The organism is Streptomyces misionensis (genome assembly GCF_900104815.1).
Lineage (GTDB): Bacteria > Actinomycetota > Actinomycetes > Streptomycetales > Streptomycetaceae > Streptomyces > Streptomyces misionensis.
Genome location: NZ_FNTD01000004.1, coordinates 1,222,447 through 1,248,209, shown reverse-complemented (window position 1 = coordinate 1,248,209; position 25,763 = coordinate 1,222,447). Strand labels below are relative to the sequence as shown.

Annotated in this window: 23 protein-coding genes; 14 read left to right on the top strand and 9 right to left on the bottom strand. The window is 65.6% G+C overall.

The features are described 5' to 3' along the window. Positions 1–11: 11 nt before the first annotated feature. The 5 genes from BLW85_RS40750 to BLW85_RS07090 all read right to left on the bottom strand — a co-directional run bounded on the left by BLW85_RS40750 (position 12) and on the right by BLW85_RS07090 (position 4,129). Positions 12–1,847, bottom strand: a complete 1,836-nt coding sequence (locus tag BLW85_RS40750; protein WP_341867936.1) for an ATP/GTP-binding protein — start codon at positions 1,845–1,847, stop codon at positions 12–14. Then, complete coding sequence (locus BLW85_RS07105; protein WP_074991537.1) at positions 1,825–2,169, bottom strand: DUF742 domain-containing protein; 345 nt, start codon at positions 2,167–2,169, stop codon at positions 1,825–1,827. The genes BLW85_RS40750 and BLW85_RS07105 overlap by 23 nt, the downstream gene beginning before the upstream one ends. Then, on the bottom strand, positions 2,166–2,597 hold the full coding sequence (locus BLW85_RS07100) for a roadblock/LC7 domain-containing protein (RefSeq protein WP_074991535.1): 432 nt from the start codon (positions 2,595–2,597) through the stop codon (positions 2,166–2,168). The genes BLW85_RS07105 and BLW85_RS07100 overlap by 4 nt, the downstream gene beginning before the upstream one ends. Continuing rightward, positions 2,594–3,850: an ATP-binding protein gene (locus BLW85_RS07095; RefSeq protein WP_074991532.1), complete on the bottom strand. Its 1,257-nt coding sequence runs from the start codon at positions 3,848–3,850 to the stop codon at positions 2,594–2,596. The genes BLW85_RS07100 and BLW85_RS07095 overlap by 4 nt, the downstream gene beginning before the upstream one ends. 84 nt (positions 3,851–3,934) lie before the next feature. Further along, complete coding sequence (locus BLW85_RS07090; protein WP_074991529.1) at positions 3,935–4,129, bottom strand: hypothetical protein; 195 nt, start codon at positions 4,127–4,129, stop codon at positions 3,935–3,937. 889 nt (positions 4,130–5,018) lie between these two features. On the opposite strand from BLW85_RS07090, the gene BLW85_RS07085 reads away from it, so the two are divergent. The 8 genes from BLW85_RS07085 (at position 5,019) to BLW85_RS07050 (ending at position 13,586) form a co-directional block, all read left to right on the top strand. Further along, on the top strand, positions 5,019–6,386 hold the full coding sequence (locus BLW85_RS07085) for a helix-turn-helix domain-containing protein (RefSeq protein WP_483027207.1): 1,368 nt from the start codon (positions 5,019–5,021) through the stop codon (positions 6,384–6,386). Next, positions 6,383–7,111 (top strand): HAD family hydrolase, encoded by a 729-nt coding sequence (locus BLW85_RS07080; RefSeq protein ID WP_079172281.1) that lies wholly within the window; start codon positions 6,383–6,385, stop codon positions 7,109–7,111. The genes BLW85_RS07085 and BLW85_RS07080 overlap by 4 nt, the downstream gene beginning before the upstream one ends. Positions 7,112–7,213: 102 nt before the next feature. Further along, the gene (locus BLW85_RS07075) at positions 7,214–8,695 is read left to right on the top strand and encodes a helix-turn-helix domain-containing protein (RefSeq protein ID WP_074991524.1); all 1,482 of its coding nucleotides are present in this window, start codon (positions 7,214–7,216) and stop codon (positions 8,693–8,695) included. A gap of 98 nt (positions 8,696–8,793) precedes the next feature. Next, the gene (locus BLW85_RS07070; RefSeq protein ID WP_244174834.1) at positions 8,794–9,567 is read left to right on the top strand and encodes a phosphotransferase; all 774 of its coding nucleotides are present in this window, start codon (positions 8,794–8,796) and stop codon (positions 9,565–9,567) included. A 662-nt stretch (positions 9,568–10,229) separates the two neighbouring features. Continuing rightward, positions 10,230–10,586, top strand: coding sequence for a hypothetical protein (locus BLW85_RS07065; protein ID WP_074991518.1), 357 nt, complete (start codon positions 10,230–10,232; stop codon positions 10,584–10,586). Between the two features lie 4 nt (positions 10,587–10,590). After that, the gene (locus BLW85_RS07060; RefSeq protein WP_244174833.1) at positions 10,591–11,892 is read left to right on the top strand and encodes a radical SAM protein; all 1,302 of its coding nucleotides are present in this window, start codon (positions 10,591–10,593) and stop codon (positions 11,890–11,892) included. Positions 11,893–11,921: 29 nt separating this feature from the next. Then, positions 11,922–12,797, top strand: a complete 876-nt coding sequence (locus BLW85_RS07055; protein ID WP_074991515.1) for a radical SAM protein — start codon at positions 11,922–11,924, stop codon at positions 12,795–12,797. 3 nt (positions 12,798–12,800) lie between these two features. Continuing rightward, positions 12,801–13,586: a cupin domain-containing protein gene (locus BLW85_RS07050; RefSeq protein ID WP_074991513.1), complete on the top strand. Its 786-nt coding sequence runs from the start codon at positions 12,801–12,803 to the stop codon at positions 13,584–13,586. Positions 13,587–13,647: 61 nt separating this feature from the next. Here the strand turns inward: BLW85_RS07050 and aspS are convergent, their stop codons facing one another. After that, on the bottom strand, positions 13,648–14,970 hold the full coding sequence (aspS, locus tag BLW85_RS07045) for an aspartate--tRNA(Asn) ligase (protein WP_074991511.1): 1,323 nt from the start codon (positions 14,968–14,970) through the stop codon (positions 13,648–13,650). An 868-nt stretch (positions 14,971–15,838) separates the two neighbouring features. Between aspS and BLW85_RS38795 the strand changes: the two genes are divergently transcribed. Further along, positions 15,839–16,756, top strand: coding sequence for a hypothetical protein (locus tag BLW85_RS38795; protein WP_143060423.1), 918 nt, complete (start codon positions 15,839–15,841; stop codon positions 16,754–16,756). A 205-nt stretch (positions 16,757–16,961) separates the two neighbouring features. On the opposite strand, the gene BLW85_RS07040 is transcribed toward BLW85_RS38795, so the two are convergent. Next, on the bottom strand, positions 16,962–18,518 hold the full coding sequence (locus tag BLW85_RS07040) for an oxidoreductase (protein ID WP_074991507.1): 1,557 nt from the start codon (positions 18,516–18,518) through the stop codon (positions 16,962–16,964). Between the two features lie 366 nt (positions 18,519–18,884). Here BLW85_RS07040 and BLW85_RS07035 point away from each other — a divergent pair, with 366 nt between their 5' ends. The 3 genes from BLW85_RS07035 (at position 18,885) to BLW85_RS07025 (ending at position 21,889) form a co-directional block, all read left to right on the top strand. Beyond that, entirely contained in the window at positions 18,885–20,117 is a 1,233-nt protein-coding gene (locus tag BLW85_RS07035; protein ID WP_074991506.1) for a helix-turn-helix domain-containing protein, read from the top strand. Further along, complete coding sequence (locus BLW85_RS07030) at positions 20,099–20,677, top strand: flavoprotein (protein ID WP_341867935.1); 579 nt, start codon at positions 20,099–20,101, stop codon at positions 20,675–20,677. The genes BLW85_RS07035 and BLW85_RS07030 overlap by 19 nt, the downstream gene beginning before the upstream one ends. 687 nt (positions 20,678–21,364) lie before the next feature. After that, positions 21,365–21,889 carry a P-loop NTPase family protein gene (locus BLW85_RS07025; protein WP_074990118.1) on the top strand — a complete coding sequence of 175 codons (525 nt, stop codon included), beginning with the start codon at positions 21,365–21,367 and terminating at the stop codon, positions 21,887–21,889. Here BLW85_RS07025 and istB read toward each other — a convergent pair. After that, positions 21,886–22,650 carry an IS21-like element helper ATPase IstB gene (istB, locus tag BLW85_RS07020; protein WP_074990028.1) on the bottom strand — a complete coding sequence of 255 codons (765 nt, stop codon included), beginning with the start codon at positions 22,648–22,650 and terminating at the stop codon, positions 21,886–21,888. The genes BLW85_RS07025 and istB overlap by 4 nt on opposite strands. Then, entirely contained in the window at positions 22,647–24,248 is a 1,602-nt protein-coding gene (gene istA, locus BLW85_RS07015; protein ID WP_074990027.1) for an IS21 family transposase, read from the bottom strand. Before istA ends, istB begins: the two co-directional genes overlap by 4 nt. 261 nt (positions 24,249–24,509) lie before the next feature. Between istA and BLW85_RS38325 the strand changes: the two genes are divergently transcribed. Both BLW85_RS38325 and BLW85_RS07010 read left to right on the top strand, forming a co-directional pair. After that, on the top strand, positions 24,510–24,680 hold the full coding sequence (locus BLW85_RS38325) for a hypothetical protein (protein WP_244174832.1): 171 nt from the start codon (positions 24,510–24,512) through the stop codon (positions 24,678–24,680). A gap of 333 nt (positions 24,681–25,013) precedes the next feature. Then, positions 25,014–25,733: a DUF6082 family protein gene (locus tag BLW85_RS07010; RefSeq protein ID WP_143060422.1), complete on the top strand. Its 720-nt coding sequence runs from the start codon at positions 25,014–25,016 to the stop codon at positions 25,731–25,733. Positions 25,734–25,763 lie beyond the last annotated feature (30 nt).

Genomic DNA, 25,763 nt, shown 5'->3' with positions numbered 1-25,763 from the left:
AGCAATTCTCCTTAGGTAAGCGAGAGGGGTGGGGTCGGGGGAAACAGGACCGGCAGGCCGGTCAGCGCACGGTGGAACGGGCCAGGGCGGTAGGTGAGCTGCTCGACGGGGATGGCCAACTCCATCTCCGGGAGGGCGTCGAGGATCTGCTCGATTGCGGCCTGCGCGATCAGGTAGGCCAGGGACTGGGCGGGGCATGCGTGAGGACCGGCACTCCAGGTGAGGTGCGAGCGATTCCCGGCGAGGTAGTCGGAAGCGATGGCGGGATCGTTGTTGCAGGCGGCCATGCTGATCACGACCGGCTGGTGGGCAGGCAGGACGACGCCATCCACCTCGACCGGTCGTGGCGGGTAGGACAGGCAGTAGTTGGCGGACGGGGGATCGATGAAGAGCAGTTCATCGAGGGCGTCGCGGACGCTGAGGCTGCCGCGCAGAACGTCGCCGGAGTAGCGGTCGTCGCTGAGGATCAACCGCAGAGTGTTGGCGATCAGGTTCGATTGGGGCTCGATGCCGGCTCCGTAGAGGGTGACCAGTTGGTGCATCATCTCGGTGCCGTCGAGCCGGGCCGGGTGCATCAGCAGGCTGGTGGTGATGTCCCGGCCGGGGTGGCGGCTTTTCAGGTCGATGAGCTCGGTGAGCGCCTCGGCGAGCATGACGTTGCCCTCGTCGGCGTTCACCCCTTCGAAGACGGCGGCCATTCCAGCGGCGACGCGCTGGCCGATCTCGGGCGGGCAGCCCAGGATCGCGTTGAGGACCTGGAAGGCCAGGGGGTGTGCGTACTGCGTGAGCAGGTCAGTCCGGCCGGTAACGCAGATCTGGTTGATCAGAGGCAGGGCAACCTGCTGCACCGTGGAGTGGACGGCGTGCTGACGGACGTTGGCGATGGCATCGACGTTCACTGCTCGGTACCGGGCATGGGCTGCCCCTGTGCTGCGGAGCGCATTGGGTCGGTGCTCCAGCATCGGCAGGAGCGGGCAGCGGGCCGGGATGGTTTGCTGCCAGACTCGCGGGTCGGCTGGGAAACGCTCCGGGTCGTGGAGGATGCGGACCGCGGTGTGATAGCCGATCACCAGGGTGGCCGGCACATCCGGGTCGAGGTAGACCGGCACCAGCGATCCGCACCGCTCCCGCATCTGCGTGTAGACGGCGTACGGATTGGCCGCGAATTGCGGCGTGTACATCGGAAAGCGGTACTGCTCGGCGTGAGCCGGGCATCCCGGAGGCGGCGACGATGGCAACGTGTTCACGTGAGGTGCTCCAGGCGGCGGAATCGGTGGAGGTAGTCGACGAGGGCAATCAGGGCGTGGATCGAGGACGCTTGATCCCGCGCGTCGCAGGCCGTGAGAACCACGTCGTCCTCGAGAGCGAGCGCCTTGCCGGATTTCGCCTAGGGGGTACCGAGGGGCGCCATCGAACTCGTTGACGGCCACGGCGAAGGGGAGGCCACGTTCCTCGAGCAGGCCCAGAACCTCGTCGGAGTCTTCGAGCCGACGAGTGTCGACGAGAATCAAGGCGCCCAGCGCCCCGCGGAACAGGTGCTCCCAGAAGGGAGTGAACCGGTTCTGTCCGGGGGTGCCGAAGATGTACAGCGCCAGGTGCGGGCTAAGGGTGCGGCGGCCGAAGTCGAACGCGACCGTCGTCTCGGTCTTCGCGGGCAGGCTCTTGAGGTCGTCGATGCCTACGCTGGCTTGAGTGATCGGCTCCTCGGTACGCATGGGCGTGATCTCCGAGACGCTGCCGACCAGTGTCGTCTTCCCCGCCCCGAAGTGACCGGCGACGAGGATCTTGGCCGACCGAGTCACGGTTGTGGGCAGGTAGACGTGCTCAGACGAGAGCACGGAGTCCATCGAGTACTTCCTTCAGAATGTCGATGCTCGGCGCGTCGTCGGCCGGCGCGGGAGTGTCGAGGTGACCGGTGTCGAGGAGGCCGGAGACGACGATGAGCGCCACCGTCGGGGGCAGGTCGAGGAGCGAAGCGATCTCGGCCACCGACAGGGGCCCGCTGCACAGGCGCACGACCCGGATAGCCTCAGTGTCGAGGCCCTGCAGCGGTCGGTCCGCGGCGCGCACCAGGGACGTCAGTTCCAGGTCGTCGCGGGACGGAGACGAGCGCCCTCTGGTTCTGACGTACGCCCGGATCATGTCCGGATCGCGCCGCGGGCCTCTCATGGCCGAGCGCCTCCTTCGCCGCCGTGGTGCCGCGCCGGGCTGGCCAGTTCCTCACCGAGGCGTCCAGCCAGCTCGTTCATCCGGTGTGTGACGACCCCAGCGTCGGCGAAAGCGGTAGTGGCGACCGCCAGCAGAGTGTTCGCACCGGCGGTCTTGACGAAGAGGTAGCCGTCGTCGAATTCGCCCACCACCTGGCGCAGGCCGTTGTCCTTTCCCCCGCAGAACGGGGCCAGGGCCACGCCGATCGAGTGGAAGCCGCTGGCCGAGGCGGCAACGCTGTCCGCCGTATCGCGGTCCACCGACTCGGAGTACGCCATGGACATCCCGTCCGCCGCCAGCAGGACGACGAATCGGGCCTCCGGCATGTTCGCCAGATCGTTGAGCATCCAGCCGAGCCTGTTGCTGGAATCGTTCGCCTGTACTGTCATGAGTCCGAGGGCCTCGCTTCCTGTGTCTGTGCAGCCGACGCCCGACTGCTTCTGCTGCTCTGCTGCCAGGCGCCGAAGACGTTGGCGCGAGCCGGCGCCGTACTCGTACGCCCGACGGGCGAAGGCTTCTGCTGGACTCCCGGCGCGCGGCGGCGCCGGATCTGCAGACCGTTCTCCGTCACCGCGGGCTCGGCGCTGGCCTGGACCGCGGAGGGATGGGCTGTTGCCGGTTCGGTCGGCACACTGGTGAGCAAGGCCTCGGGGATGAACACCGAAGCGCGCATGCCGCCGTAGCGGTTCGGGCCCGACAGCGCGACCTCGATGCCGTACCGGCGGGCAAGGAGCGCGATCACGGGGAAGCCGACCTTCGGGTAAGCCTCCATGGCCAAGATGTCGACCTGGCGGCGGCCCTCCAGGGTCTGTCGCGCGCGCTCCAGTTCTTCATCGCTCATGCGCTTGCCGGCGTCGTCGATGAGGAGGGTTACTCCGTGATGGCCGAGCTGGGTGCTCACCTCGACGTACGTCTGTGGCGGCGAATAGCGTGCGGCGTTGTCGAGCAGATGGCTCAGGATGAGCCTTACCGGTCCAACCATGCGGCTGATGACGGCTCGGTCACAGGTGTACGGCTGGACGCGTGCGTAGTCGCGGATTGCGCCCTGGGCCGCGCCCACGACGTCGGTCAATGTGCTGGCCGGCCACCTCTGTCCCAGCAGCCCCCCGGCCAGCACGACATACGACTGCGCCTGGTGGAGCATCTGCTGAACACCGTGATCGATCTTGGTCAGCGTCGGGAAGACGGCGTCGCCGTGATGTCTACGGAGGGCCTGTGCGATGTCGCTGCTCACGTCGATGCCCACGCTCACCATGGCCGTGGCGAAGGACTTGACGGCGGCCCGAGCTGCGTCGCGGGCCTCGTCTTCGACCTGGCGTCTCGTCGCGAGTGCGGTGTCGGCCCGCACATGGTGGAGATCGGCCATATACCGCTCGCCGAGTACTCGGAGGTTGGTCATGAAGTCCGAGTCGGCCAGGCGATCAGGAACAGCGAACTCCGTCGCTGCTGTCTGCTGCGCCTGCTGGGAGGAGGCCACAGAGCGCAGGCCCTGGACGACGAGACTGTGCAGGGCCTGGTCCCGCGCTGCGGCCTCCTCCTGCCAGTGGGCAGCTCGGGTTCGGAAGTACACGGTCAGTCCGGCGACGGCGACGAACGCAGCAGCCCAGGCCAAGGCCACTGCGACCGCTATCTCGTGTCTCATCAGTTCTCTCACTGGGATGGAAGGAGCGGCGACAGCAGAGTGGGAGCGGCGAGCCAGCGTGGGCGCTCACGGACGGGTGGCCGACTAGACCTTGATCTGGCTGATCATCTGGGCGAGGCTCGCCACGGCCTTCGAGACCGTCGGTGCGATCGAGGAGCTGGCGAGGTAGAAGCCGAACAGTGTGCAGACGACTGCGTGCCCCGCCTTCAGCCCGCCTTTCTTGACGAGCTGGAAAGTGATGATCCCCAGCAGGACGACAGCCGAGACACTAACGGCCACGCCAGCCTCCAGAGCTGCGGACGCTGGCGGACCGTGTCAAGGACAGCCAGTGAAGGAGGGCAGGGCCGTCCGCACACAGGTGCTGCGCGTCAGGAGGGAACAACCAAACTCCCGAGCAGCGCAAGTAAGGCGTTGTCAGCCTGTCGGGCGAGCAGTCCCACACGCCCGCACGGCACACGGTCTGTGGTGCGTGCCATCGGTATGACGAGTCCGGTTCGACCGGGATGTGGATCTGGAAGTGCGAGATGCAGCAGAGAACCGGGCCCACAGGCCATCCGCCCTTACGGACGCCCTCTACCGCGCGTAGCCCGACACCGAGCCCTGCCTGCACCACGTCGACAGGACCCAACTGCGGCAGTGGACGCGCCGCGAGTTGAATCCCCCACGGCAGTTCGGCCTGCATGAGGAACGACGGCCCTGCTTCCGATATGACGGGGCGTGATAGCGGCTGATTCCAGCCATTCAGCGACACAACAGAAGCGGCCGGCCCCTGAGGAGTGAAAGGATCAGAGGCAGCGTCAACTCGGCCTTGAGTGACAATCACCGGGATTCTCCTGTACGTCCGAACGCACCGACTGAGCCGCTTGACCAAGCAACTTCTGTCACAAGGACGTTGGCTGAGCCCTAAGAATGTTCACTGAATGACGATTACGCACATTCCGACGGTGATATCACTGAGGTGATTCCGGCTCGCAGGAGAGCTCGGTAAACCACACGCGCTCGCTCAGGGGAGGCAAGAGTGCTTCAGCAGACGCAACGACTCTGTGATCGATGCGGCTGCTCCCTGAGTCAGTACAACGCGGACACATTGTGCGCATCCTGCGCTCGCTCGCGAACACTGGAGAGACAGGCTCCTACGGTTCCGGACAATGTCTGGTCTGATCCAGATGTGCGTAGTGCGCTCGGTGCTTGGGACTTCGGCCGAGCCAGCCGCCTGATCCGACTGCGCGGCGGTTTACGCCAAGAGGACATGGCTCAGCTCACCGGTTTGAGCCAGGCGTTCCTGTCCATGCTGGAGTCAGGCCGTCGTCGTCTCACCAACATCGACAAGTTCACCGAATTTCTGACAGGTCTCGGAGTACCCGCCAACCTGGTCTCACTTCCGTTCGCGCATGCCCCCACTCCGGCAGTAGAGCAGCCGACCGCTCAGTTCGCAGGAGACACCGATCCAACCTTGCCCTGGACAGCAACCCGTATGGTGGCAGCACTGGATACTGCGGTGGGAGGCAGCGCGATGGACCGTCGGCGATTCCTCACCGCCAGCGGCGTCGCTCTCACCGCGTTCGTGAGCGCATGGGACACCGCGGAAGCCGAACCCCTCCGCCGGGCAGCGGAGGGAAGCCGCCTGACCCATGACCTGCTTGATGGCCTTCAGCGCACCACGGACAGCTTGCGGACTATGGACGCAAGCGATGGAAGCGGCACCCTCGCGAGTCTTGGAAACCGCCACCTCCAGTTCCTCAAGCACCTCCTGGAAGAGACGTCGTACGACGAGGTGACAGGGCGACGACTTGCAGCGATCATCGCTGACACCGCCACCCAGACGGGGTGGTTTGTCTTCGACTCCGGCGACCGCGATCGCCCGCTCAGCTACCTCTACGCCGCGCTCCGCGCTGCGAAGGCCTCACAAGACGTACGACTCGGTGCAGGTGCCCTGTCCTACATAGCCATCCACGGATACTCCACCGGAGCCCCACACCATGCGGTCACAGCGGCGCAGCGAGCGCGCGACAAAATCAAGTCGCTCGGCACGCCGGCGCTCGAAGCGATGCTCCTGACCCGGCAGGCGCGAGGGTACGCCAAACTCGGCGAACGCCAAGCGGCGCTCGCTGCACTAGGGAGAGCTGCCGAACTCTGCGCACAGGGCAGGTCTGAGCACGATCCGAACTGGCTCTATTGGATCAATGAAGGGGAGATCCACGGCCAGGCCGGCAGTTGCTACCTCGACCTCGGCGACCCGCGTAATGCCGTCGCCAGCTTCACTAAGGCCCGGGAGGCGCTTAACCCAGCGGACCACCGGACCAGAGGCCTGTTCCTCTCTCGTGCCGCGACGGCCCACATAGATCAGGGTGATCTCGAAGCCGGGTGCGCGACAGCACACGAGGTTCTTGATCTCGCCGCGAGGCTCCAGTCGGCACGGTTCGACAGCCACGTCACAAGCATGATCGGCCAGCTCCAGCCCGTCGCCCACACCCCGTACGCTCAAGACGTACTGGAGCGACGCTCCGCCATGACCGCAACCGGGAGCCGAATGTGACCGAGTCCGGGCAGATCCTCGTGCTGTGGGACATCGACCGCACCCTTTTGTACGTCGGTGACATCGACCGACAGGTCTACCGGGAGACGTTCGCCGAGATCGTTGGTCGAACAGCGGAACGCCTTCCCGCCCGGGGCACCGGGGTCACCATGCCACTCGCGATCCGATCCCTGCTCCTGGACAACGGTGTCCCCGAAACGGAAATCCCCTGCCTACTGCCGCTCATGGTGGAACTCCTGCCTCAGCGCCTCGCTGCCCACGCCATGGACCTGCGCGAGCAAGGCGTCCTGCTGCCGGGCGCCGTGGCCGCTCTCAAGACAGTGCACGCGCAATCACGCTACGTTCCGACCGTTGTCACGGGTAACCTCGAGCCCAACGCGCTACTGAAGCTTGAAGCGTTCGACCTCGCTGGGTACCTGGATACAGAGATCGGCGGGTACTCCTCGGACAACGATCATCGTCCGTCCCTCGTCGGCGTCGCGCAGAAGCGGGCCCGGGCCAAGTACGGGGCAGACTTCACTCGATCCAACACCGTGATCATCGGTGACTCCCTCGAAGACGTTCGCACTGGTCTCGAAGGTGGCGCTCCCGTCATCGGAGTCGCCTCCGGCAAAACCTCCGCCGAAGAGTTGCAGTCGGCCGGAGCCGATGTCGTACTCGACAGCCTTGAGGATATCCCGCTACTCCTGGACGCGATCACGGCTGTGACCTGCGAACCTTCCTGAACGCACCCTGTAGGCCCCTCACCTGCACATATCACGTAAGTGATACCGGTCCGACTGCAGCGGCTCATACGCTGGCATCCGCAGACGAGGAACGGGGGTGCGATGCGGAAGGACGCTCGCGCATGCGCCGGCTGCGGATGCCGACTGAGCCAGTACAACCTGGAAGACCTGTGTGCGGCATGCTCCCGCGACAGGCGACTGGACGTCCGCCCGGGCCCCAGCATCCCGGACGCGATCTGGCGTGACTCCGACATCCAAACCGCCATTGCCAACTGGGACTTCGGCCTTGCAAGTCGCCTCATCCGTGAGCAGGCGGGTCTCCGCCAGGACGACATGGCGTTCATGACCGGACTCAGTCAGAGCTTTCTGTCAATGCTGGAATCCGGCGGCCGACGCTTAACGAACCTCGAAAAGGCGGCACGGTTCCTACAAGGCATCGGAACCCCGGACGCCCTCCTTGCCCCGCCATTTCGCGAATCCACAGCACCCGTCACACCCTGCCGCGTACCGTATACCGGGCCCGGACCGAGCCCTCTGGGCGTCCCGCCAGGAACGCACGACGTCACAGACCTCAACGAGCTGGCGTCACAGGCAGCGACACAGTCGCTGCGCTTCACGGAGCAGCTCACAAAGACCAACGTGAGCGACGTTGAGCTGGAGGGCATTGAGTCCACGCTCACCGAGATCGCCGGCGCCTACGTCCACGCCCCACTGCACAGGGTCTTCACCAACCTCGTCACAACGCGAGATCACCTCTTCTCGCTGCTCAATGGCCGCCAGCCGCCGGCGCAGACCCACGAACTGTTGCTGCTTGCCGGAACGAGTTGCCTCCTACTTGCCCACGCATCACAGAACCTCGGCGACGAACACGCCGCGATCGCGCAACTTCAGACAGCCTGGACGTTCGCGGAACAGGCCGACCACAACGACCTGCGGGCCTGGGTCAAAGGCACAGCCGCGCTCATTGCGGAGTGGTCCACTCGTCGGCAAACTGCGCTTGACTACACCAGACAGGCGATGCTGCTTTCCCCCGCTGGGGAGACACGCATCCGGATCGCTGCGATCGAGGCCAGGGCAGCAGCCCGCATGGGAGACCGCACCACGGCCCTGGCCGCACTCGAGGATCTCCAACGTGCTCGAGAACAGCAAGCAGCCCCTGACGCACTCACCCGGTTTGGGGGCCTCCTCGCGTTCCCCGAGGCTAAGCAGGAGTACTACATCGGCGGGACGTTCGCCCTCCTTGGGGAACACCAACTGGCAGAACGGCACGCCACTGCGGCGATCGAACTGTACGAGAACGGTCCGAAGGAGCAGCGGTCCTACGGTGATGAGGCCTTGGCTCGCCTGGACATCGCGACCGCGCGCGTCGCTGCAGGAGAGATCGAAGGAGCCGGCGAACAGCTTCAGCCCATCCTGGAACTCCCGGCGGAGCGGCGGATCCGGCAGCTTGGTGACGCCATGCACGCAGTGACTAAGCTGCTGCAGGAGCCGCGGCTTACGCGCAGTCCCGTCGCTCGTGACCTTGCGGACGCGACCCGTGGATACCAGGCGATCGACACACGAACGAAGGCCCTCACTCCATGACCATGACGGTCTCACCCGAGTCCGCCGCTCGCATGGCCTGCCGGGCGTCTGGCCTGGCAGACCGGTCCCTCACCCGGCTCCATGAACACGCTACGCCCGTGTTCCTGCTCGCCGAAGATGGTGTGGTGGTACGCGTCAGCCCCTCCTCCCAGAGGCGGCGGCTCGAGACCGCTCTGTCCCTGACTCGCTGGCTCGTCTCGCACGACTTTCCCGCAACGGAACCCTTGAGCCTTCCACAACCGTTCACACACGGGCCGTACGCGGTGACCTTCTGGCGTCACTACCCGCAACCCGAAGACGGTGCACCATCTGCGGGTCACCTGGGCGCACTGCTCCGTGCCCTCCATGAACTGCCACCGCCTCCGACGCGTCTTCCGCGGTACCAACCGCTCGCCTCACTCAAGAACACCGTGGACTCCAGCTCCTACCTGCAGCCAGTCGAGCGAGCGTGGCTGACAGCGCGGAGAGAAGAACTGCTGGAGGCGTACGGAGGCCTTGACTTCCCACTGGGCCACGGGTTTATCCACGGCGACGCATATCCAGGAAACACTCTCTGGGCCCGTCAGGTCGTCCGGCTCGGCGACTGGGACGAAGCGGCCTTTGGGCCTCGAGAGATCGATCTAGCGAATACCTTCCAAGGTGTTCGTTTTGGGCGCACATCAGAAGAGCTGGATAAATTCACGCATCAATACGGATACGACATCAGGTCATGGCCTGGACTCCGTGTCCTCTGTGAAATCCGGGACCTCCACACCCTCGGCTCCTACATCCGCCGCGCAGACCGCGGAGATACCGCTGCCGCTCAGCAGTTGCAGCATCGCATCGAGACGCTCAGAAGCCACGACGACCGAGCTCGTTGGAGCGCGGCCTGACGTATCCGCCGTCGGACATGAAGCCGCTACTTGGAGTTCAGCCGCCGAGTAGGGGTGTCACCTGAACCGATGCGCAGAAGCATTGCTTCGCATGCAGCAACAACTCCGCCCTGCCGGAGGCGGTAGAGGCCAGCGATTCTCCATGCGTCTGAGCGTCTCGAAGGTCAGCGCGCCTCGGTCGACCACAACGGCGGGGCCTGTGTGCCTTGGCGTCTGCGCGCTGGTGTCGATGCGGCAAGACAACCTGACGCTGCTCACCGGGTGCCGCCATCCCTTCCTGTCAATGTGTGAATCAGGCCAACGCCCGCTCATCCCTTGTTGCCCGCCGGCCTGACGTTTCGCATCCCGAACCAGCCAATTCTGGCCCAGAGGTCATCGAGATATCACGGCTGTTATATGCGAAATCCTGGCAGGTGTGTTAGAGGCCCGGATTTGGGATCTCGCTGAACATTGTTGCTCTCCAACTGCAGTCTGCCGTGGTCCCAGATCTTCACGTTCCGTACGGAACAGGCAGGCGAGTTCGTATCGCCGTGGTGATATCACCCGCGAAATGTTCCCGAAGCGCATTGTGCGGAAAGCTACTCGCCGCACAGTCCTTCCGGACTCTGCACCCAGCAACATAGATCGCCGACAAAAACACAGCATTCGAAGGGAGAAAGAGCATGCCGACTCCTCGTCGGGACAAGAACGACCACTTGCTCTACGCCGACGTCGTCGACTCCAAGTCGAAGGCCGGCGTCTGGATGGGCGAGCGCGATGCCTTCCAGGCGAAGCAGACCGAGATCCTGGACGGCGTCAAGGACCAGGCGAACTGGGTCCCGGTGAAGGACGCGATCATGGTGGTCAGCACGGAGCCCGCCGGCATCACGGTCATCGCGCCGAACCCGACCCTTCCCGGCATGATCGTCCTCGCCGACGGCGGCTCGCCGGAAGCCTCGGCACAGCTGCAGGCCGCCGGAGAGGAACTCGTCCGCAAGGTCATGGCCGAGCGCGGCATCGTCGAAGAGGAAGCCGCGTAACACCGTGACCTCCTCACAGCTCCTGTGGGGGAAGTACATCCAGTACGTCCGGGACGGCGAGGGTGCCCTCCTCGACCCGGTCACGCTGGACAGTGTGTACCTCGACCGCGGGGAGGTCACTGACCTCTCCGCGGTTCCCCCGACCGCGACACACAAAGCTCTCGCCGAGCTCGGCTTCACGCCCGATAGCCCCTGCTCCGATCGGCGCGAAGCACTCCGTGACCGGCTCCACCAACTCGGCCTGGATCCTCATCCCGTACGCATCAGCGGCCTGCGCATCGTGCTCACCGACCGCTGCAACATGAAGTGCAGCTACTGCTTCGTCGACACCAACACCGGCAAGCCGGACATGACCGAGCAGGAAATCGCCGACGGCCTGACCTACCTCTTCGAGACCAACGCCGGCCGTGATGAGGTGGCCATCCAGTGGTTCGGTGGCGAACCCACAACCCGGTTCGACCTGATGCAGCACGGTGACGCCCTCGCTGACTCCCTCGCCGGGAAATATGACGTCAAACGGGTCCGCCGGACAGTCGTCACCAACGGGGCCCGCATCACCGACGAGATGATCAGCCACTTCGCCCGCCACGAATACGGCGTCGGAATCTCCATCGATGGCCCTCCCGCCATCAACGCCGAGCACCGGCGGCTCCTGGGCGGACAACCGGCCGACGACCGCATCCAGCGGAACGTCCGCAGGCTCCTCAACACAGACGGCGTCCACGTGGGCTGCAACCTCACCCCCACGACCGCGAACATCGGGCGCCTGGCCGAGACCGTCACCTGGATCATCGACCACCTCGGGTTGAAGTTCATCTACGCCAACACCCCGATCCCCACCAGCGGGCGCTGGACCGTCAAGGGCAGGGCGTTGGCCGAGGAGCTGTACCAAGCACGCCTCGTCGCACTCGGGCGCGGCGGCATGGTGTTCTCCGTGCTCGACCGGGCATTCCAGGCCCTCGACCGGCGCCGCCCCATGCTCTTCGACCACATGCAGAGCGACCGGACGCTGAACGCCGCCTTGCTCCCCGACAACCGAGTCAGCCTCTGCGACATCAACTTCACCGCCCCCGCATTCCTGCACACTCTCGACGAGCTGCGAGCGGACCCGAACCTGCTCGGCGGCATCGCCAAGACCATCGCCCCCATCCCCGAATGCGGCCAGTGCCCTGCCCTGGCGATCTGCGGTGGACCCTCCCGCAACGAACAACTCCTCATCGGCAGCGACCGACCGGATCCGCAGATGTGCGACTTCTACACCAGCACGGTGGAGATCGCCGTCTGGGACAGCACGGGGGTGCAGTGAACACCGTCACTCACCCTGAGAGAGCGCCCATGCCGGCCCGGCAGCGGTTCCGCTCCGCGCTCATCAGTACAGCCGGTCACTGCAAGATCGCTTGCGGCTTCTGCTTCCGAGCCGACCGAGCCCACGGCTTCATCGACATCCCCACCTACACCCGGGCACTGTCGCGGCTGAAGGAGATCGGCATGGAAGCGATCTGCCTGACCGGCGGCGAACCCGCGCATCACCCCGACCTCCGTCAGCTGGTGCGGCTCGCCCACCAGTTTGGGATCCCCGTGTCGGTCGTCACCTCGGCCCGAGCCCCTGACGACGTCGGCCGGTTGGCTGACATCGCGCGCCTGCTCACGAACATCACCGTATCCGCCGACTCCGAGGGTGCCATGAAACTCGGGCGCACCACCCGGTCTGCGGCATCGGCGCTGGCGACACTGGAGCAAATCCCCACGGCAGACCGAGTTCTCCACCTCACGTATTGGAAGCTCACAGCCCACGAGTGCCAGGACCTCCACGAGCGCGTCGATGGGGCAGGAGTTCAGATCCAGCTCAGTCCGGTGACGCTCGACGACATGGCACGCCAGCGCGCCGGCTGGACCCTCTACGACTACCTAGCCCAGCAGAGAGAGGACGCCGATCTCCTGGGCCGCTACTTCCAACTCAGCTCGCGGTTCCAGGAGCACCTCATCACACTGCGAGCGATGCAGCTGTACCCCGAGCGGCAACCCTCCTGCGCCGCCGCGGCCTTGTACCTGTCCGCCAGCGGCGAGATCCGCCGCTGCCCCTACAACTCGTCAGGGGTGAGCGTTAGAGCGCCCCGCGCAGAGATCAGCCGCTTCCTCAACGCCGAAACCCGGGACAGGACCACCCCAGAGTGTGCGGCCATCTGCCGCGCCGACGACACCTGTGAGTAGACGATGACGACCCGAGTCACCACGCCGGAAGAGTTCATCGAAAGGTGGCGGACCCCGCCCAACCTGCGCGTCAGCAACGTCCTCACCGCAGCCAGCTATGTCTTTCCGTCCGCCCTTGACGTTCTCGACGTCGTCAGACGAGACGAGGAAGTGCGCTTCACTATCCTCGGAGACGAGGACTGGTCCGTATGCATGGACCGCACGTCGGCCTTCCGTACAGCCCCGATCGAAGAAGTGGCCACCTGGACCTTCCGCCTGGTCCACTTCAACCTCACCCGCTTCTACGAGGGGATCCTCAGCGGCTTCCAAGAGGACGTCATGATCCCCTGGCGAACCCAGCTGTCGAGCTGGGGATTCACCTGGCAACGGTGCGCGCCACTGCTGTTCATCTCAACTGGCGGCGCCTCATCGACGTACCACAACGACAACTCACACGGCCTCGTGTGGCAGATCGAGGGCACCAAGACCTTCCACAGCTATAAGGATCCCGGCCAGCACCTCACGGCCGAGGCCGCCGTGGTTGGGGAGACCACAGCAGAGGATCCCCCCGATCACGACCCGGCCGACCGTCAGTCCGTACGAATGGGGCCCGGTGACCGGCTGTGGAGCCACGCCCTGACGCCGCACTGGGTGACCACCGAGTCCCCGCTCGCGATGAGTGTCACGCTCTCCCACGGCGGCCTGTGTCATCAGGGTGACTTCGCGGAGCGCGAATTGGCGCTCCGCGCCTACTGGGACCAGCACCCTGACGAGGCGTGGAAGCTCGATCTCCGCAACGTTCGCTACTGACCGACGAGGCCGAGGCCGCTGCATCCCTTACGAGGAGCAGCGGCCTTGGCCTTCGTGGTGCTTAGGGAGTGAGCCGGTTCGGCCCGCGGAACAGGAACGTGGCTTCCCGGATCGAGTCGAGGCCCAGCATCACCATCAGCACCCGCCCGAGCCCCATGCCGAGGCCGCCGTGCGGCGGGCAGCCGTACCGAAACGCGTTCAGGTAGTCCTGCATCGGCTCGGTGGTCATGCCCTTCTCCGCGGCCTGCTTCAAGAGCACGTCATAGCGGTGTTCGCGCTGCGCACCGGTAGTGACCTCCAGCCCCTTCCACAACAGGTCGAAGCTGAGCGTGACAGCGGGGTTGTCCGCCGGCCGCATGTGGTAGAAGGGCCGGATGCTCGTCGGGTAATGGGTGACGAACACCCACTCGTGCCCTGTCTGCTCCTTGATGTACGCGGCGATACCGCGCTCACCCTCCGGGTCCAGGTCCTCCTTCACGCCGGCCGGGTCCCAGCCTCTGGCCCGGAGGATCTTCTGTGTCTCGGCCATCGTGATTCGCGGGAACGGCGTCGCCGGCACTGCGACCTCGACACCGAACGTCTCCTGGATCGCCTCACCGTGCGCTTCGACGACCTTGGCGACGGCATGCGCGAGCATTTTCTCCTCGAACGCCATCACGTCCTCGACCCCGTCGATCCAGGCCAACTCCACGTCCACACCGGTGAACTCGGTGGCGTGCCGCGAGGTGAATGATGGCTCAGCGCGGAAGACAGGCCCGATCTCGAATACCTTGTCGATGCCTGCCGAGATCGCCATCTGCTTGAAGAACTGGGGCGACTGCGCAAGGTAGGCGGAGCGGTCGAAGTAGCCGAGCTTGAACACTTCAGCGCCGGACTCTGAGGCAGTTCCCATCAACTTCGGGGTGTGCATCTCGGTGCACCCTTGCTGATAGGCGTACTCGCGCATCCCTTGCTCGAGCGTGGTCTGCACAGCGAACAGCAGCTGGGCCTGGGGCCGGCGCCGTACGTCCAGGAACCGCCAGTCCATCCGGTGTTCGAGTCCGGTCTGCTCGTCGATGGGCAGTGGCGTCTCGGCTCGGTTCAGAACTTCGACCGAATCCGGGATGATCTCCAGGCCGCCGAGCTTCACGATCGGGTTGTCGACCACGTGACCAGTGATCCGGACCGCCGACTCCGGCGTGAGTCCCTCCAGCGCGGCCTCGACCTCGTCGTTTTCGCCGCCGCGCCTGTGGGCGACCTGCACCATACCCGTGCGGTCGCGCACGACGACAAATTGCATCTTGCTCTGCAGGCGGAGTGTGTTCACCCAGCCCGACACCGAAACGGTCTGTCCGACATGTTCTCGCAGGCCAGACACCAGTACACGGCTAGTCGTGTGGATCATCGCAGCCCTCCCAGGGGCGTCGTCATGATCCCTTGGGGGCGCGGACGAGAAGGGTACTCGCGGTGCCACCGCGCCTTTACCGCAGCTCGGAGAGCTACGGCCTCATTCGTGCCCGATGACGGGGGCCAGCCGGCGGGGCATTAGACCTCATTGCGAGGCCGTTCCTCCCCGCGCTCGGGAGGGTCTTCACCCCGGGGCGCAAGGCCGCCTTCCCAGCTACCAGCGGCTCTCTCTGCTCGCGTGATCCCGCAGCTACTCGTCTCCTTCAACGCGTTGCTGCCGAGCATAGCGGGGCGACAAGAGATATGACAGCAAGATCACGCCAACGGGTGACTCGTAGCCATGGGGAATCCTTCCGCTACTGTCCTCCCATCGTCTTGCGCATCAGACGTGGTGGGGCAACGTCAGCCATGGCAGGGCTGCCGCTGTCTGGGATCTTCATGAGGCTGTCACCGCAGACTGCCGTCGCGGGGCGAGTCCGGCCTCCGCGAAGCACCACCCAGCGCCGAGTTGGGTTCCCGCGGGCCCGGATGCCCAGCCCCGGCGCCACGACAGATCGATCACTGTCCCTGCAGGCTACGCATTACCCGCCCAGCCTGTTGGCAGGCGATCTACAGGAATGCATCCAGGAATTACACAAGAGATATCACGAGAGTTATTTTGCGTGGTGGCGATCAAGTCCTACGGTGCACTGGCGGGCTTCTCATGCTTCGGGAGGCAGCTATCACTTGGGTCCGGTCTAATCTCACGATAGCCAAGACATTTCGTTGGTGAGTGGCTGAGAAAGCTGAACGCAAGGTGCGAATCATCGTCCCGATTGCCGCCCCATCGGCCGGGCTCGGACGACTCAGGGAAAGGAATCCGTACCATGTCAGGGATGTCGGCTCCTCGGAATGCGGTTGAGGTTATTTCGACTGTTTACCCGGAACCACCCGGACGCACCATAAAGTACGTGTTTAAAACGTCAGACAGGGCTACCTTCGAGGCTGTACAACTCTGGGAGGGAGACCACGGCGCCTATTCGGTGTGCATGTCAGCTCAGGCGGGATGTCGGTACGGCTGCACGCACTGTGCCACTACCTTCGCACGCACGCCTTTTGTCCGGAACCTGCAGGGTCACGAGATTGTCGCCGCGGTGGAGCAGGTGGCGGCAAATGTCCGGGATGGGCAGGGACCTCTCGCCTGGGTCGACTTCGCCGGCGTCGGAGACGCGGCTGCCAACTGGGCGCATGTCACTGCCGCCGCGAGAACGATCACCAACCGGGAACTGGCCCGCGAGGTGAAGGTAACCAGCATCGCCCCGCAAGCGTGGGTTCGGAGCCTCCTGAAGCCCCAGGCCTGGCTGCCGAACCGGTTCATGTTCTCGCTGCACGGAGCTTACGCCGCTCAGCGGAGAATGGTCATTCCACGCGCTGACGATCCGGTTGAAGTGCTACCGCTGTGGGCTGCCGCAGCTGACCTGCGCCCCGTGGTCCTCAACTACGTTCTTTGCGAGCACAACACGCGACCCAAGGACGAGGTGGCACTCACTGACCTGCTCACGCCTTACGCGGGCCGCTTCCTTTTGCTGCGACTCTCCAGCTTCAATCCCGTACAGGGCAGCCCCCTGAGTCCCAGCCCACGCGAAACTGAATTCATCGCCGAGATCACCCGCGAGCTGACCGGGTGGACGGTAGCCCACCATTCCTCCGCTGGACGGGGAACAGGCGCGGCCTGTGGGCAGCTTCGCGCCGGCATCCTGGAACTCGGTCCATCAGCTGACGTTGTCAGCCGAGAGGTTGGCTGACAGCACGACACCGCCCCTCGCACAGGCACGAGTGGCGGTAGGAACGACTGGCCCCGGCGCCCTCCGGATGCCGTCCTGGGTGACCGCGGCACCACGAAAACTTCCGGCGTCTTGTTTGGGATCTCGGCGTGAAGCAGGTGATCGCCGGCTGGGGTGCCGAGCACGGCTTGATCTACCGGTGACGCCCGAACTCAGCTGTCGACCGCTAGTTTTTCTGTAGGGTGCGGGTGACACCCGCGATGACGGCGGTCGTCAGCACCCAGCCGAAGGCGATCAGTAGGTAGGCCAGCCATTGGAGGCTGTCGTTCGACCAGTACCAGGCTGCGCGCTGCCCCAGGCCACCGATGGGCATCAAGAGGTCGAGTGTGTAGACGAGGGGTTGGAACCGGGCTCCTTCGCCTCGTTGGACCGGGCTGGGGGAGTGCGTGCCGAAACACAGCGTGCCCAGCAAGGTCAGCGCGAGAAGCCAGACGCCAGTCAGCCAGGGACGGTATCCGTAGCCGACGGTCGCGTCGAGCAGGTGCCCCCACGCGCGCGCGGCCGGATGAAGTGTTTGACGCCGATGGCGCTGTTTGGCCAGTAGTACGCGGCGGGCGTCGTCATCGTGACCGACCTTCCTATACCAGCTCGCCAACTGCTCATAGGGCTGGGGACTGTAGCCCGGGCTCCGTCGTATCCACGCCATGCGGTGGGCCACGGAGCCCCGCCGTGTCACTGCCTCCCGCCGCTCGCCGGCTTCGTCCATCTTGATTGAGCCGTAGACGAAGCCGTCCAGCTCAACCACGTCTGGCCAGCTGTGCTCGTTGTCGTGGAGGTAGGAAACCTGCGCGCCCCGCAGGTCCACGATGCCGGTCGGTGGCTGGGCCAGGGTGAAGTCGAAGTCGACGGCTTGCATCAGCAAGGCGACCAAAGACGGCCCGTGGCCATCAGGCGGCCCGTTCAGGATGGCACCTTCAAAGGTCAGTTTGTCCGAGATCCGGGCACCTCGCAGCCGTATGGTCCCGTTCGCGATGAACCCGTCGGACAAGTCGAGCGTCGAGGCAACGGCGTTGTCCAGGGCGAGCGCCACCCCGTGTGGGCCGGGGTTCACCAGGTGTGCGCCCCGCATGTGGAGTCCGCCCGGCAGCTGTGCCCCCAGGAGACGGATTTCGCCGCGCGCGACGAATCCGTCCACGCAGTAGACACCGCCCTCCGCGACCAGGCCGCCAGCCGACACTGCCCATTCCTCGGGTGCGGTGATCTCGGCCCCGCTGAGTTTCACGGCGCCGCTCACGTGGGCGTTGGTCAGCGACAGACCGGTGACCCTGCGGTGGAGGGGCGGGGCGGAGCCACTTGCCAGGCGAGAGCGCCGCAGGTCGAGGGGCCCATCGATACGGACCAAGCTGGCTTCCACGCCCGGCACTCGACTGCCCACGATCGCAATCGCCTGGGTCGACGCTCCGGAGAGATCCACACCCTCCTCGAACCAGCAGTCCTCGAGCCAGAGGGCGTGAGCGATCTGTGCGCCAGCCAGGTTGAGGCGCCCGGATACCCGCGCCCCGGCGAGCCTCAGGCACGCTACAGAGCCCGGCTGCATGCTGTTCGCACCCAGAAGGAGCGCCCCAATCACGCCAGCCCGAACCGTCCGTCCCGGGCCCCACTGCCCACCTTCGGCGACAAGGTCGTCCTCGGGCACCCCCATGCGCAGGTCCACTCGGTGTCCCTCGGGGAACGCGTCCCACAGTTCGCGCTCCGGGGATGTCAACTCGTCGTATGAGAGCACTCATGCAGAGTAGTGATCCTCTACTCTGCTCGCCTTGCTCCAGCACACTTGGATCAGAGGGGCGTTCGTTCTGTTAAGACCTCTTCACGAGGGTGTGACGGTCCGCGAGACGTTGGCTCGTTTCGACACGAAGGCTTCCGCGACGCCTGGTCCCGCCCCCTCCCGCAGGCGACGGGATCGTGATCAGCCTGGCGAGCCTCCTCAGAGCCGCGTCGATCCGGGGCCAGCGTGCCGGACAGAGTGTCCGGCCTGTTCTAGGCCCGAGAGTGGATGTTGTACATGGCACCGCAGCCCGAATCACTGCCTGATCTCGCGGCCTGCTCGGCCGCTACCGTGAATGACGGACCAAGTGGGGGAGGCAGCGCCATGCGTGGTCTTGATGATCATCTCAGCATTGGAGAGCGGATCGCGTTCTACCGCGAGCGCCGCGGCTACACACAGCCCGTTCTCGCCGGCCTAGTCGGTCACAGCACCGACTGGCTGTCGAAGATCGAGCGAGGAGTACGAAGGCCGCCAAGAATCGACAAGTTGGCTGAACTCGCTCGCGTACTGCGTGTCCCACTCGGCGACCTGATGGGGCAGCCCGTCCTCTTGGAGGACGGGGAAAAGCACATGGACGACGTGCCAGCAGTTCGCGATGCGCTGATGAGCCCTCGACGGCTCTCCAAGCTTCTGTTCGGTCCCACGGCGGAGCGGCAGTTGCCGAGACCGGAGCAGGCGCAGGTCTTCGTCGAGCGGAGCTGGGGCGAGTACCAGGCTGGCGTTCTTGGCGACGTCATCGCTGCCCTGCCCGGTCTGCTGAGGACTGCCCACGAGCTGGAAGACCTTCCGCCTGGCGACCAGCGGCGTCGCGGCCTCGCCGTCTCAGCCCGCACGTATCACCTGGCGGCAACCACCCTCGCCAAGGTCGGCGAGTCCGACTTGTCGTGGCTCGCGGCCGAGCGCGCCATGCGGGCGGCCGACGAGTCCAAGGACCCGCTGTCGCTCGCCTCCGCCGCACGCTCGGGTACGCATGCACTGCTGGCCAACGGGCGATACGAGGACGCCCTCGAACTGGGCGATACTGCCGCGACCTGGCTCGTCAGTCAGGTTCGCGACGATGACCCGGCCGCCTTGAGTCTGCTTGGCATGATTCATCTGCGAGCTGCTGTGGCTGCTGCACGGCACCAGGATCGGCCCACCGCCAACTCCCTGTTGGAGAAGGCGAAGCAGCTCTCCAACCGGCTGGGTTCCGACCAGAACCACTGGCAGACGTGCTTCGGTCCGACGAACGTCGAGCTGCACCGCCTGTCGATCGAGCTCGACCTCGAGAACATCCCATACGTCGTCGAGCACGGCCGCATCGACGTCTCCCATATGCCAGCGGAACGCGCCGTGTCTCATCGCATCGACTACGCCCGCGGCCTCTGCCTCAGGGGTCGCGTCGACGAATCCTTCAGGGAACTGCGGGAGGCCGAACACACCTCGCCTCAGCTCGTGCGGAACAATCCACGTGTCCGCGAGACCCTTCGCGACCTGAGGAAGCAGTCCCCGGTCACGGGCGGCAGTCACTCGTCCGAGCTGCTGGCCATGGCCCAACGATGCAGGGCGGTGCAGTGAGTTCGATGCAGGGGAAGGTGCTGGGCGTCGTCGGATCGAGCGCCGGCGGGATTGAGGAACTGCGTACAGGGCTCGTGATCCCAGCGCTCGAACGGGGCTGGACAGTTGCGGTCACGCTCACACCGACCGCGGGCCAGTGGCTCCGCGCGAGTGGCGAGACGGCGGAGCTCGAAGGGCTGACGGGCCTTCCCGTACGGTCCGAATCACGTCTGCCGGGTGACTCCCGGCCGCATCCACCCGTGGACTGCTATGTCGTGGCACCGGCAAGTGCGAACACAGTCGCCAAGCTCGCTCTGGGAATTGCAGACAACCAGGCGTTGACGCAGGTCAACGAAGCAATCGGAACGCTGGACCTGCCCGTAGTCGTCTGGCCCCGGGTGAACGCCGCCCATGCTCGCCACCCCGCCTGGGAGCGGCACATCATGGCTCTTCACGACTCAGGCGTGCGGTTGATCTACGGAGACAAGGTATGGCCGCTCGCAGAGCCGCGAGCTGGCATGCCAGGGCGCCGGAACCCCTGGGACGCCGTACTAGATGAGGCCAGCAGGGCCGTCTCCTGACTGATTGCCAATGGTGCTTAACGCTAGGCCATCGCCGACCCGGACAGTCTGTCCGGGTACTTCGACTCGACTGGCGTCAGTCTGAGGGCATCACCGGCCAACGGAGGGAACGGATGCCCGATCTGGGATTGAGCGCGGCGCTCCCCGGCGCAACCACCACCCGGGGCGACGCGTCCAGAAGCTCCCCGAACGCACCTACGGTTGCGATGGGTGACAATGACTACCCATCTCGACGCTCGTCTGATGCCGTCCCAACCCCGTCGGGCACGGAGCACAGCGCCCTGAGCCCTGCAAGAAGCACCTCCCCTCCAAACAGCCACGCCCGGCTCTGCAACCTCTGCCGATGCCGCCTGAGTCGGTACAACAGGGAAGACATCTGTTCCGGGTGCGTTCGCAGCGGGACTGCCGTGCAGCCTGCACGCCCCTTCGTTCCATCCCATGTATGGGCTCGCCAGGAAGTCAGAGACGCCCTATTACGCATGGACTTCGGCAGGCTCTGCCAACTCGTCCGAGAGTATGGCCACCTCCGTCAAGAGGACATAGCCCTCCTCACCGGGCTCAGCCAGGCCTTTCTGTCGATGCTGGAATCTGGGCAGCGACGCCTCTGTCGACGATCACGTAATTCCCCACCCCGGCGGTCACGTAATTCCCCAGGTCCTCGCCCCAGTCGGGTCTAGGTTGGCGAGCATGACCATGCGCGGGTGGAGCTATCGCTATGTCGGGCCGGCCGAGTTGAGGAGCCTCGTCCGACCGGACGGCGAGGGTCAGGGCATGCGGTCGCCGGCGAACTTCCACGAGTGGGTCTCGGCTCGGACGGTGGAGGAGTTGGCCGAGCCCTTCACCTTCGTTATCGATCAGGCTGGGGTCCTGCGTCTCGCGCCGCGTCGCAGTGAGCATGTGGTGTGTGCTGGTGGAGAAGCGGTCCTTGGCGCTGGCGAGATCAGCTTCCGCGAGGAGTCCGGGCGGTGGGTGGCCGGCGAGGTCAGCAATCAGTCGACCGGCTACTGCCCGGACGTCAGCTCGTGGTCGGCCGTCGTCGAGGCCCTGGACCGGGCCGGGATCGTTCGCCCGTCCGGTTTCACGCACGAGGTGGTGTTCCGACGCTGCCTCTCCTGCCAGCAGCTCAACATCGTGCGCGAAGAGGACTTCGTCTGCGTCTTCTGTGACGAGGCCCTGCCGAGGGAGTGGAACGTCGACCAGCCCGGACGCTAGGCGGTCGGCGGCTTACCGGTCGGAGCCTTGGGCCGCTTGTTGGGCCGGTAGCTGGGGCCGTTCATGATCACCTGATGGCTAGCGTTGATCAGCCGGTCCAGCAGGGACTCGGCGACGACCGGGTTGGGGAAGAGGGGATACCAGTCGCTGGGCGCTCGGTTGCTGGTGATGATCAGAGAGCGTCCCTGCCGCTCGGAGACGAGTTCGTAAAGGTCATCGGCCTGGGATGCGGTCAGCTGGCGCATGGCGAAGTCGTCGAGGATCAGCAGGTCAGGGCGGATGAGTTCGCGCATGCGCTTGTCCCAGGTGCGGTCCGCATGACCGCCGGCGAGCTCGCTGAGGATGCGGCTGGTCTTGCTGAAGCGGACGTTGGCGCCCTGGCGGACGGCCTGGTGGCCGAGCGCCTGGGCGACGTGTGTCTTCCCAACCCCGACGGGCCCGAACAAAATGACGGACTCGCCGGAGTGAAGCCAGCGCAGGGCCGCCAGGTCGCGGATCTGGGCCGCGGGCAGCTTCGGGGAAGCGGCGAAGTCGAAGCCCTCCAGTGTGGCCTGCTGCTCGAACTTCGCCCTGCGCAGGCGCCGTTCGAGCGCGACGGACTCGCGGCGGGTGATCTCGTCCTGGCAGAGGACCTGGAGGAAGTCGAGGTGCCCAAGCTCGCCCTTCTGGGCCTGGGTGAGGCGGGCGTCGAGGGTTTCCAGCATGCCGGACAGCCGCAGCGTCTTCAGCGAGTCGCGCAGGGCGGTGGTCATCACGCTCACCGGCCGGCCTCCTCGGCGCCGGCGTCGGCGTGACCCTGGTCGTCGTGAACCTCGCCGGAGATCTGCAGGGGGACGGTGGCGGCGAACAGGCCCTCGGGGCCGTGCAGGAAGGCCGAGGCTCCGGCGTCGCCGGTCTCCGGTTCCGGGTCGGTCTCCGTCCCGGCGACCAGGATGCCCTTGACGGTCCGGTAGGACGGGTCACCGACCGCGACCGCCTTGCGGCAGGCGGCCTCCAGCCGGCTGTCGCCGTACTTCTTGCGCAGTCCAAGCACTCCCTGGGCGGCTCGGAGCCGGTAGAGGGCGTTGACCTCCAGCAGCTGGTCGATCACTTCCCGACAGGCGTCCCCGACCTGCGAGGCTTGGCCGCGGCACCAGATCGGCGTGCGCATCTGGAAGGCGATCTTCTCGGGCGGGTAGTCGTTTTTGTCTGTGCGTTTGCCCTGCTCAAGTGCCGCGTGCGTCTTGACCAGCTCACCCTCGTGGAAGACCTGGACCATCGTGGCGGTGGAGCGGACATCGACACGGCGGCCGATCAGCTTCCAGGGCACCGAGTAGAGCGTGCGGCCGACCTTGATGTGGATGTCCGGGCCGACGGTGGCCTGCGACCATCGGGCCAGCACGAACGGCTCCTCGGGCAGCGGCAGCAGGGCCTTGGCCTCCACCGCGTCGAAGACGGACAGTGGCTTGGCACCCCCCAGCGGGCGGCACTGGCGCTGACCTGCGACGTTCGTGGCCCAGAGCAGGGCCTCAGCCTGCATGTGCTCCAGCGAGGTGAACGTCCGACCGCTCCAGAACGAGTCGCGAACATAAGGCATGGGCCGCTCGACCCGCGGCTTGTCCTTCGGCTTCGACGCGCGAGCCGGGTCCACCAACGTGCCGTAGTAGGTGGCGAGTTCGGCATAGGAGCGGTTGATCTTCGGGTCGTAGAGGTCCGGCTTGTCGACCCCGGTCTTGAGGTTGTCCGGCACCAGGCGGTGCGGGACGCCGCCGAAGTAGCGGAAGGCTTCTGCGTGTGCGAGGGTCCAGGCGTGCTGGTCCATGTGCGTCACCGGGCGGACGAACATGTGCCGCGAGGCGGGCAGCACCATCACGAACGCCCAGATCCGGTGGCGTTTCCCGGTCGTGGGGTTGATCCACTGCCCCAGGAAGCCGTAGTCGATCTGGGCCTCCGAGCCCGGCTCGACGTCGTCCCGCAGCACCGTGACCTTCGAGCGGGCCGCCTCGTCGGGCAGGTTCTCGTGGACCCAGCGGCGGAACGTCGTCAGTGACACTTTCAACTTGCCCTCGTCGCGAAGGCGTTGGTGGATCGTGGTGACCGTGGTCGTCTTCAGTAGTTCCTTGACGTAGTCGCGGTGCGGCTCGATCTCGCCCCACCTGACCTGGTTCAGCTTCCGGCTCGTAAGCTCGGGGAACCAGCTCTTGAGCAGCTTGGCCCAGTCCGTCTCGCTCATGGGCGGCCCGCCCGGGGTGATCCCCGCCTTCTCCGCCGGCGCCAGGTACTTCCTGATCGTCTTGCGGTCCACCCCCAGCGAGGCCGACACCTGGCTCTTGGACCGGCCCGCGTACCAGTGCACGTAAATCTCGACGATGTCGATCACGGTGAATGTTCTCCTTGCCATCCGGTGCGTCCGTCGGCCTCTCGGCTCGCGGATCGAGGGCCCGCGACGCTCCGAGAGATCCGGGCCCTCAACCCGGGCACCGGCATGCCCATGGGGAACTCGCCCGATTCGCAAGGATGGACTAATCAGTGGTCAAACCACCCGAAGCAGGGAATATCGCGTCAGTTCGAGCATGGTCGGCGGCACCATCGATGGTCGGCGCCCCGGTGGGGAATCGTGACCACGCGGGTGAGGAATTACGTGGCGCTGATCATGCAGAACGTGGGGAATTACGTGACCGCCGACAGCCTCACCAACATCGACCGGATCGTCATGCTCCTGGACGGTTTGAACGCGCCCACCGACATCACAGGACCAATGCTTCGTCCCGGTAGCAGCCGGTCCAGGCCCACGCTGCGGACAGTCTCCTGATGCTCCACCATCGATCAGGAGTGAGGCCCTTGGCGTTACGGCGCCTATGACCCCGCCCCGGAACCATGACCTCTACGACGTGCCGTTTCTCAAGTTCGGCTGACCGGTGGAAGCCGTCGTCGCTAAGGGTTGTCCCGTAAACGATCTTCGGTCGGTGTGGCGGCGGTCCTCCGGCGGGCGACGGTGATCTTGTGCAGGCGGACGATGCCGAGCATGGCGGCTGCACGTAGGCTGCCCCCTGGCTCGGTCTAGTCACTGGGACAGGCTCGCCTGGGGGTGATTTACCTGATAGCTCGTCATCGGTCCGTAGCTGCACCATCAGTGGCTCGCCGGGTGGGCAGAGCTCTGGGGCTGGTCGCCGCTGCGGCGGCCGTGCTGGCGGCGCTGCTGTTGTCGCCTTTCGTGCTGGAGGACATCTCCGGCTCGAAGGGGGTGGACTGGAACAGGTTGAGTCAGGTCGGCGCGGCGTACGGCTTCACGTCGGCGATCGTCTCGGCGCTCGCGTTGGCCGGCGTCGCTGCTTCGCTGGTTGTTCAGAACCGCCAGGCAAGGGCGGAGCAGGTCCAGGGAATCCGCAGTTACTACCTTGAGCTGGTCCGCCTGGAACTTGACGACATGGCGCTCTACCAGCCGGTTTGGGGCACCACGGACATTGCCGATCCCCGTGAGCGCAAGCGGCATGTCTATGCCGATCTGATGATGAACTACGCGTGGATGGGCTTCGAAATTGGGACCATTCGCGAGCCTCTCCTGCGGGACATGCTGGCCGGGATGTTCACCGGTGAGGCTGGGCGGCACTACTGGAGCAGGGCGCAGATCTCATGGACCGCCAGCTCCTCTGGAAGCCGTATCGGTCGTCGGTTCCTGGCCATCGTGGACGAGGAGCACGCTCGCGCTATCGCTGCCGGACCACCAACGCCGTCGGCCGCCGCACCTCGTCCGCCTGACGTGCCCGTCGCCGGAGCAGCGCCCGCATGGCGGACGTCGGTCGGCGCCCTGATCGGCCTGGCCACCGGCTTGGCGCTCGGATCCCTCCTGCGCAACCGACGCTAAAGGCTCTCGGCTACGGGTTGGATGATCACG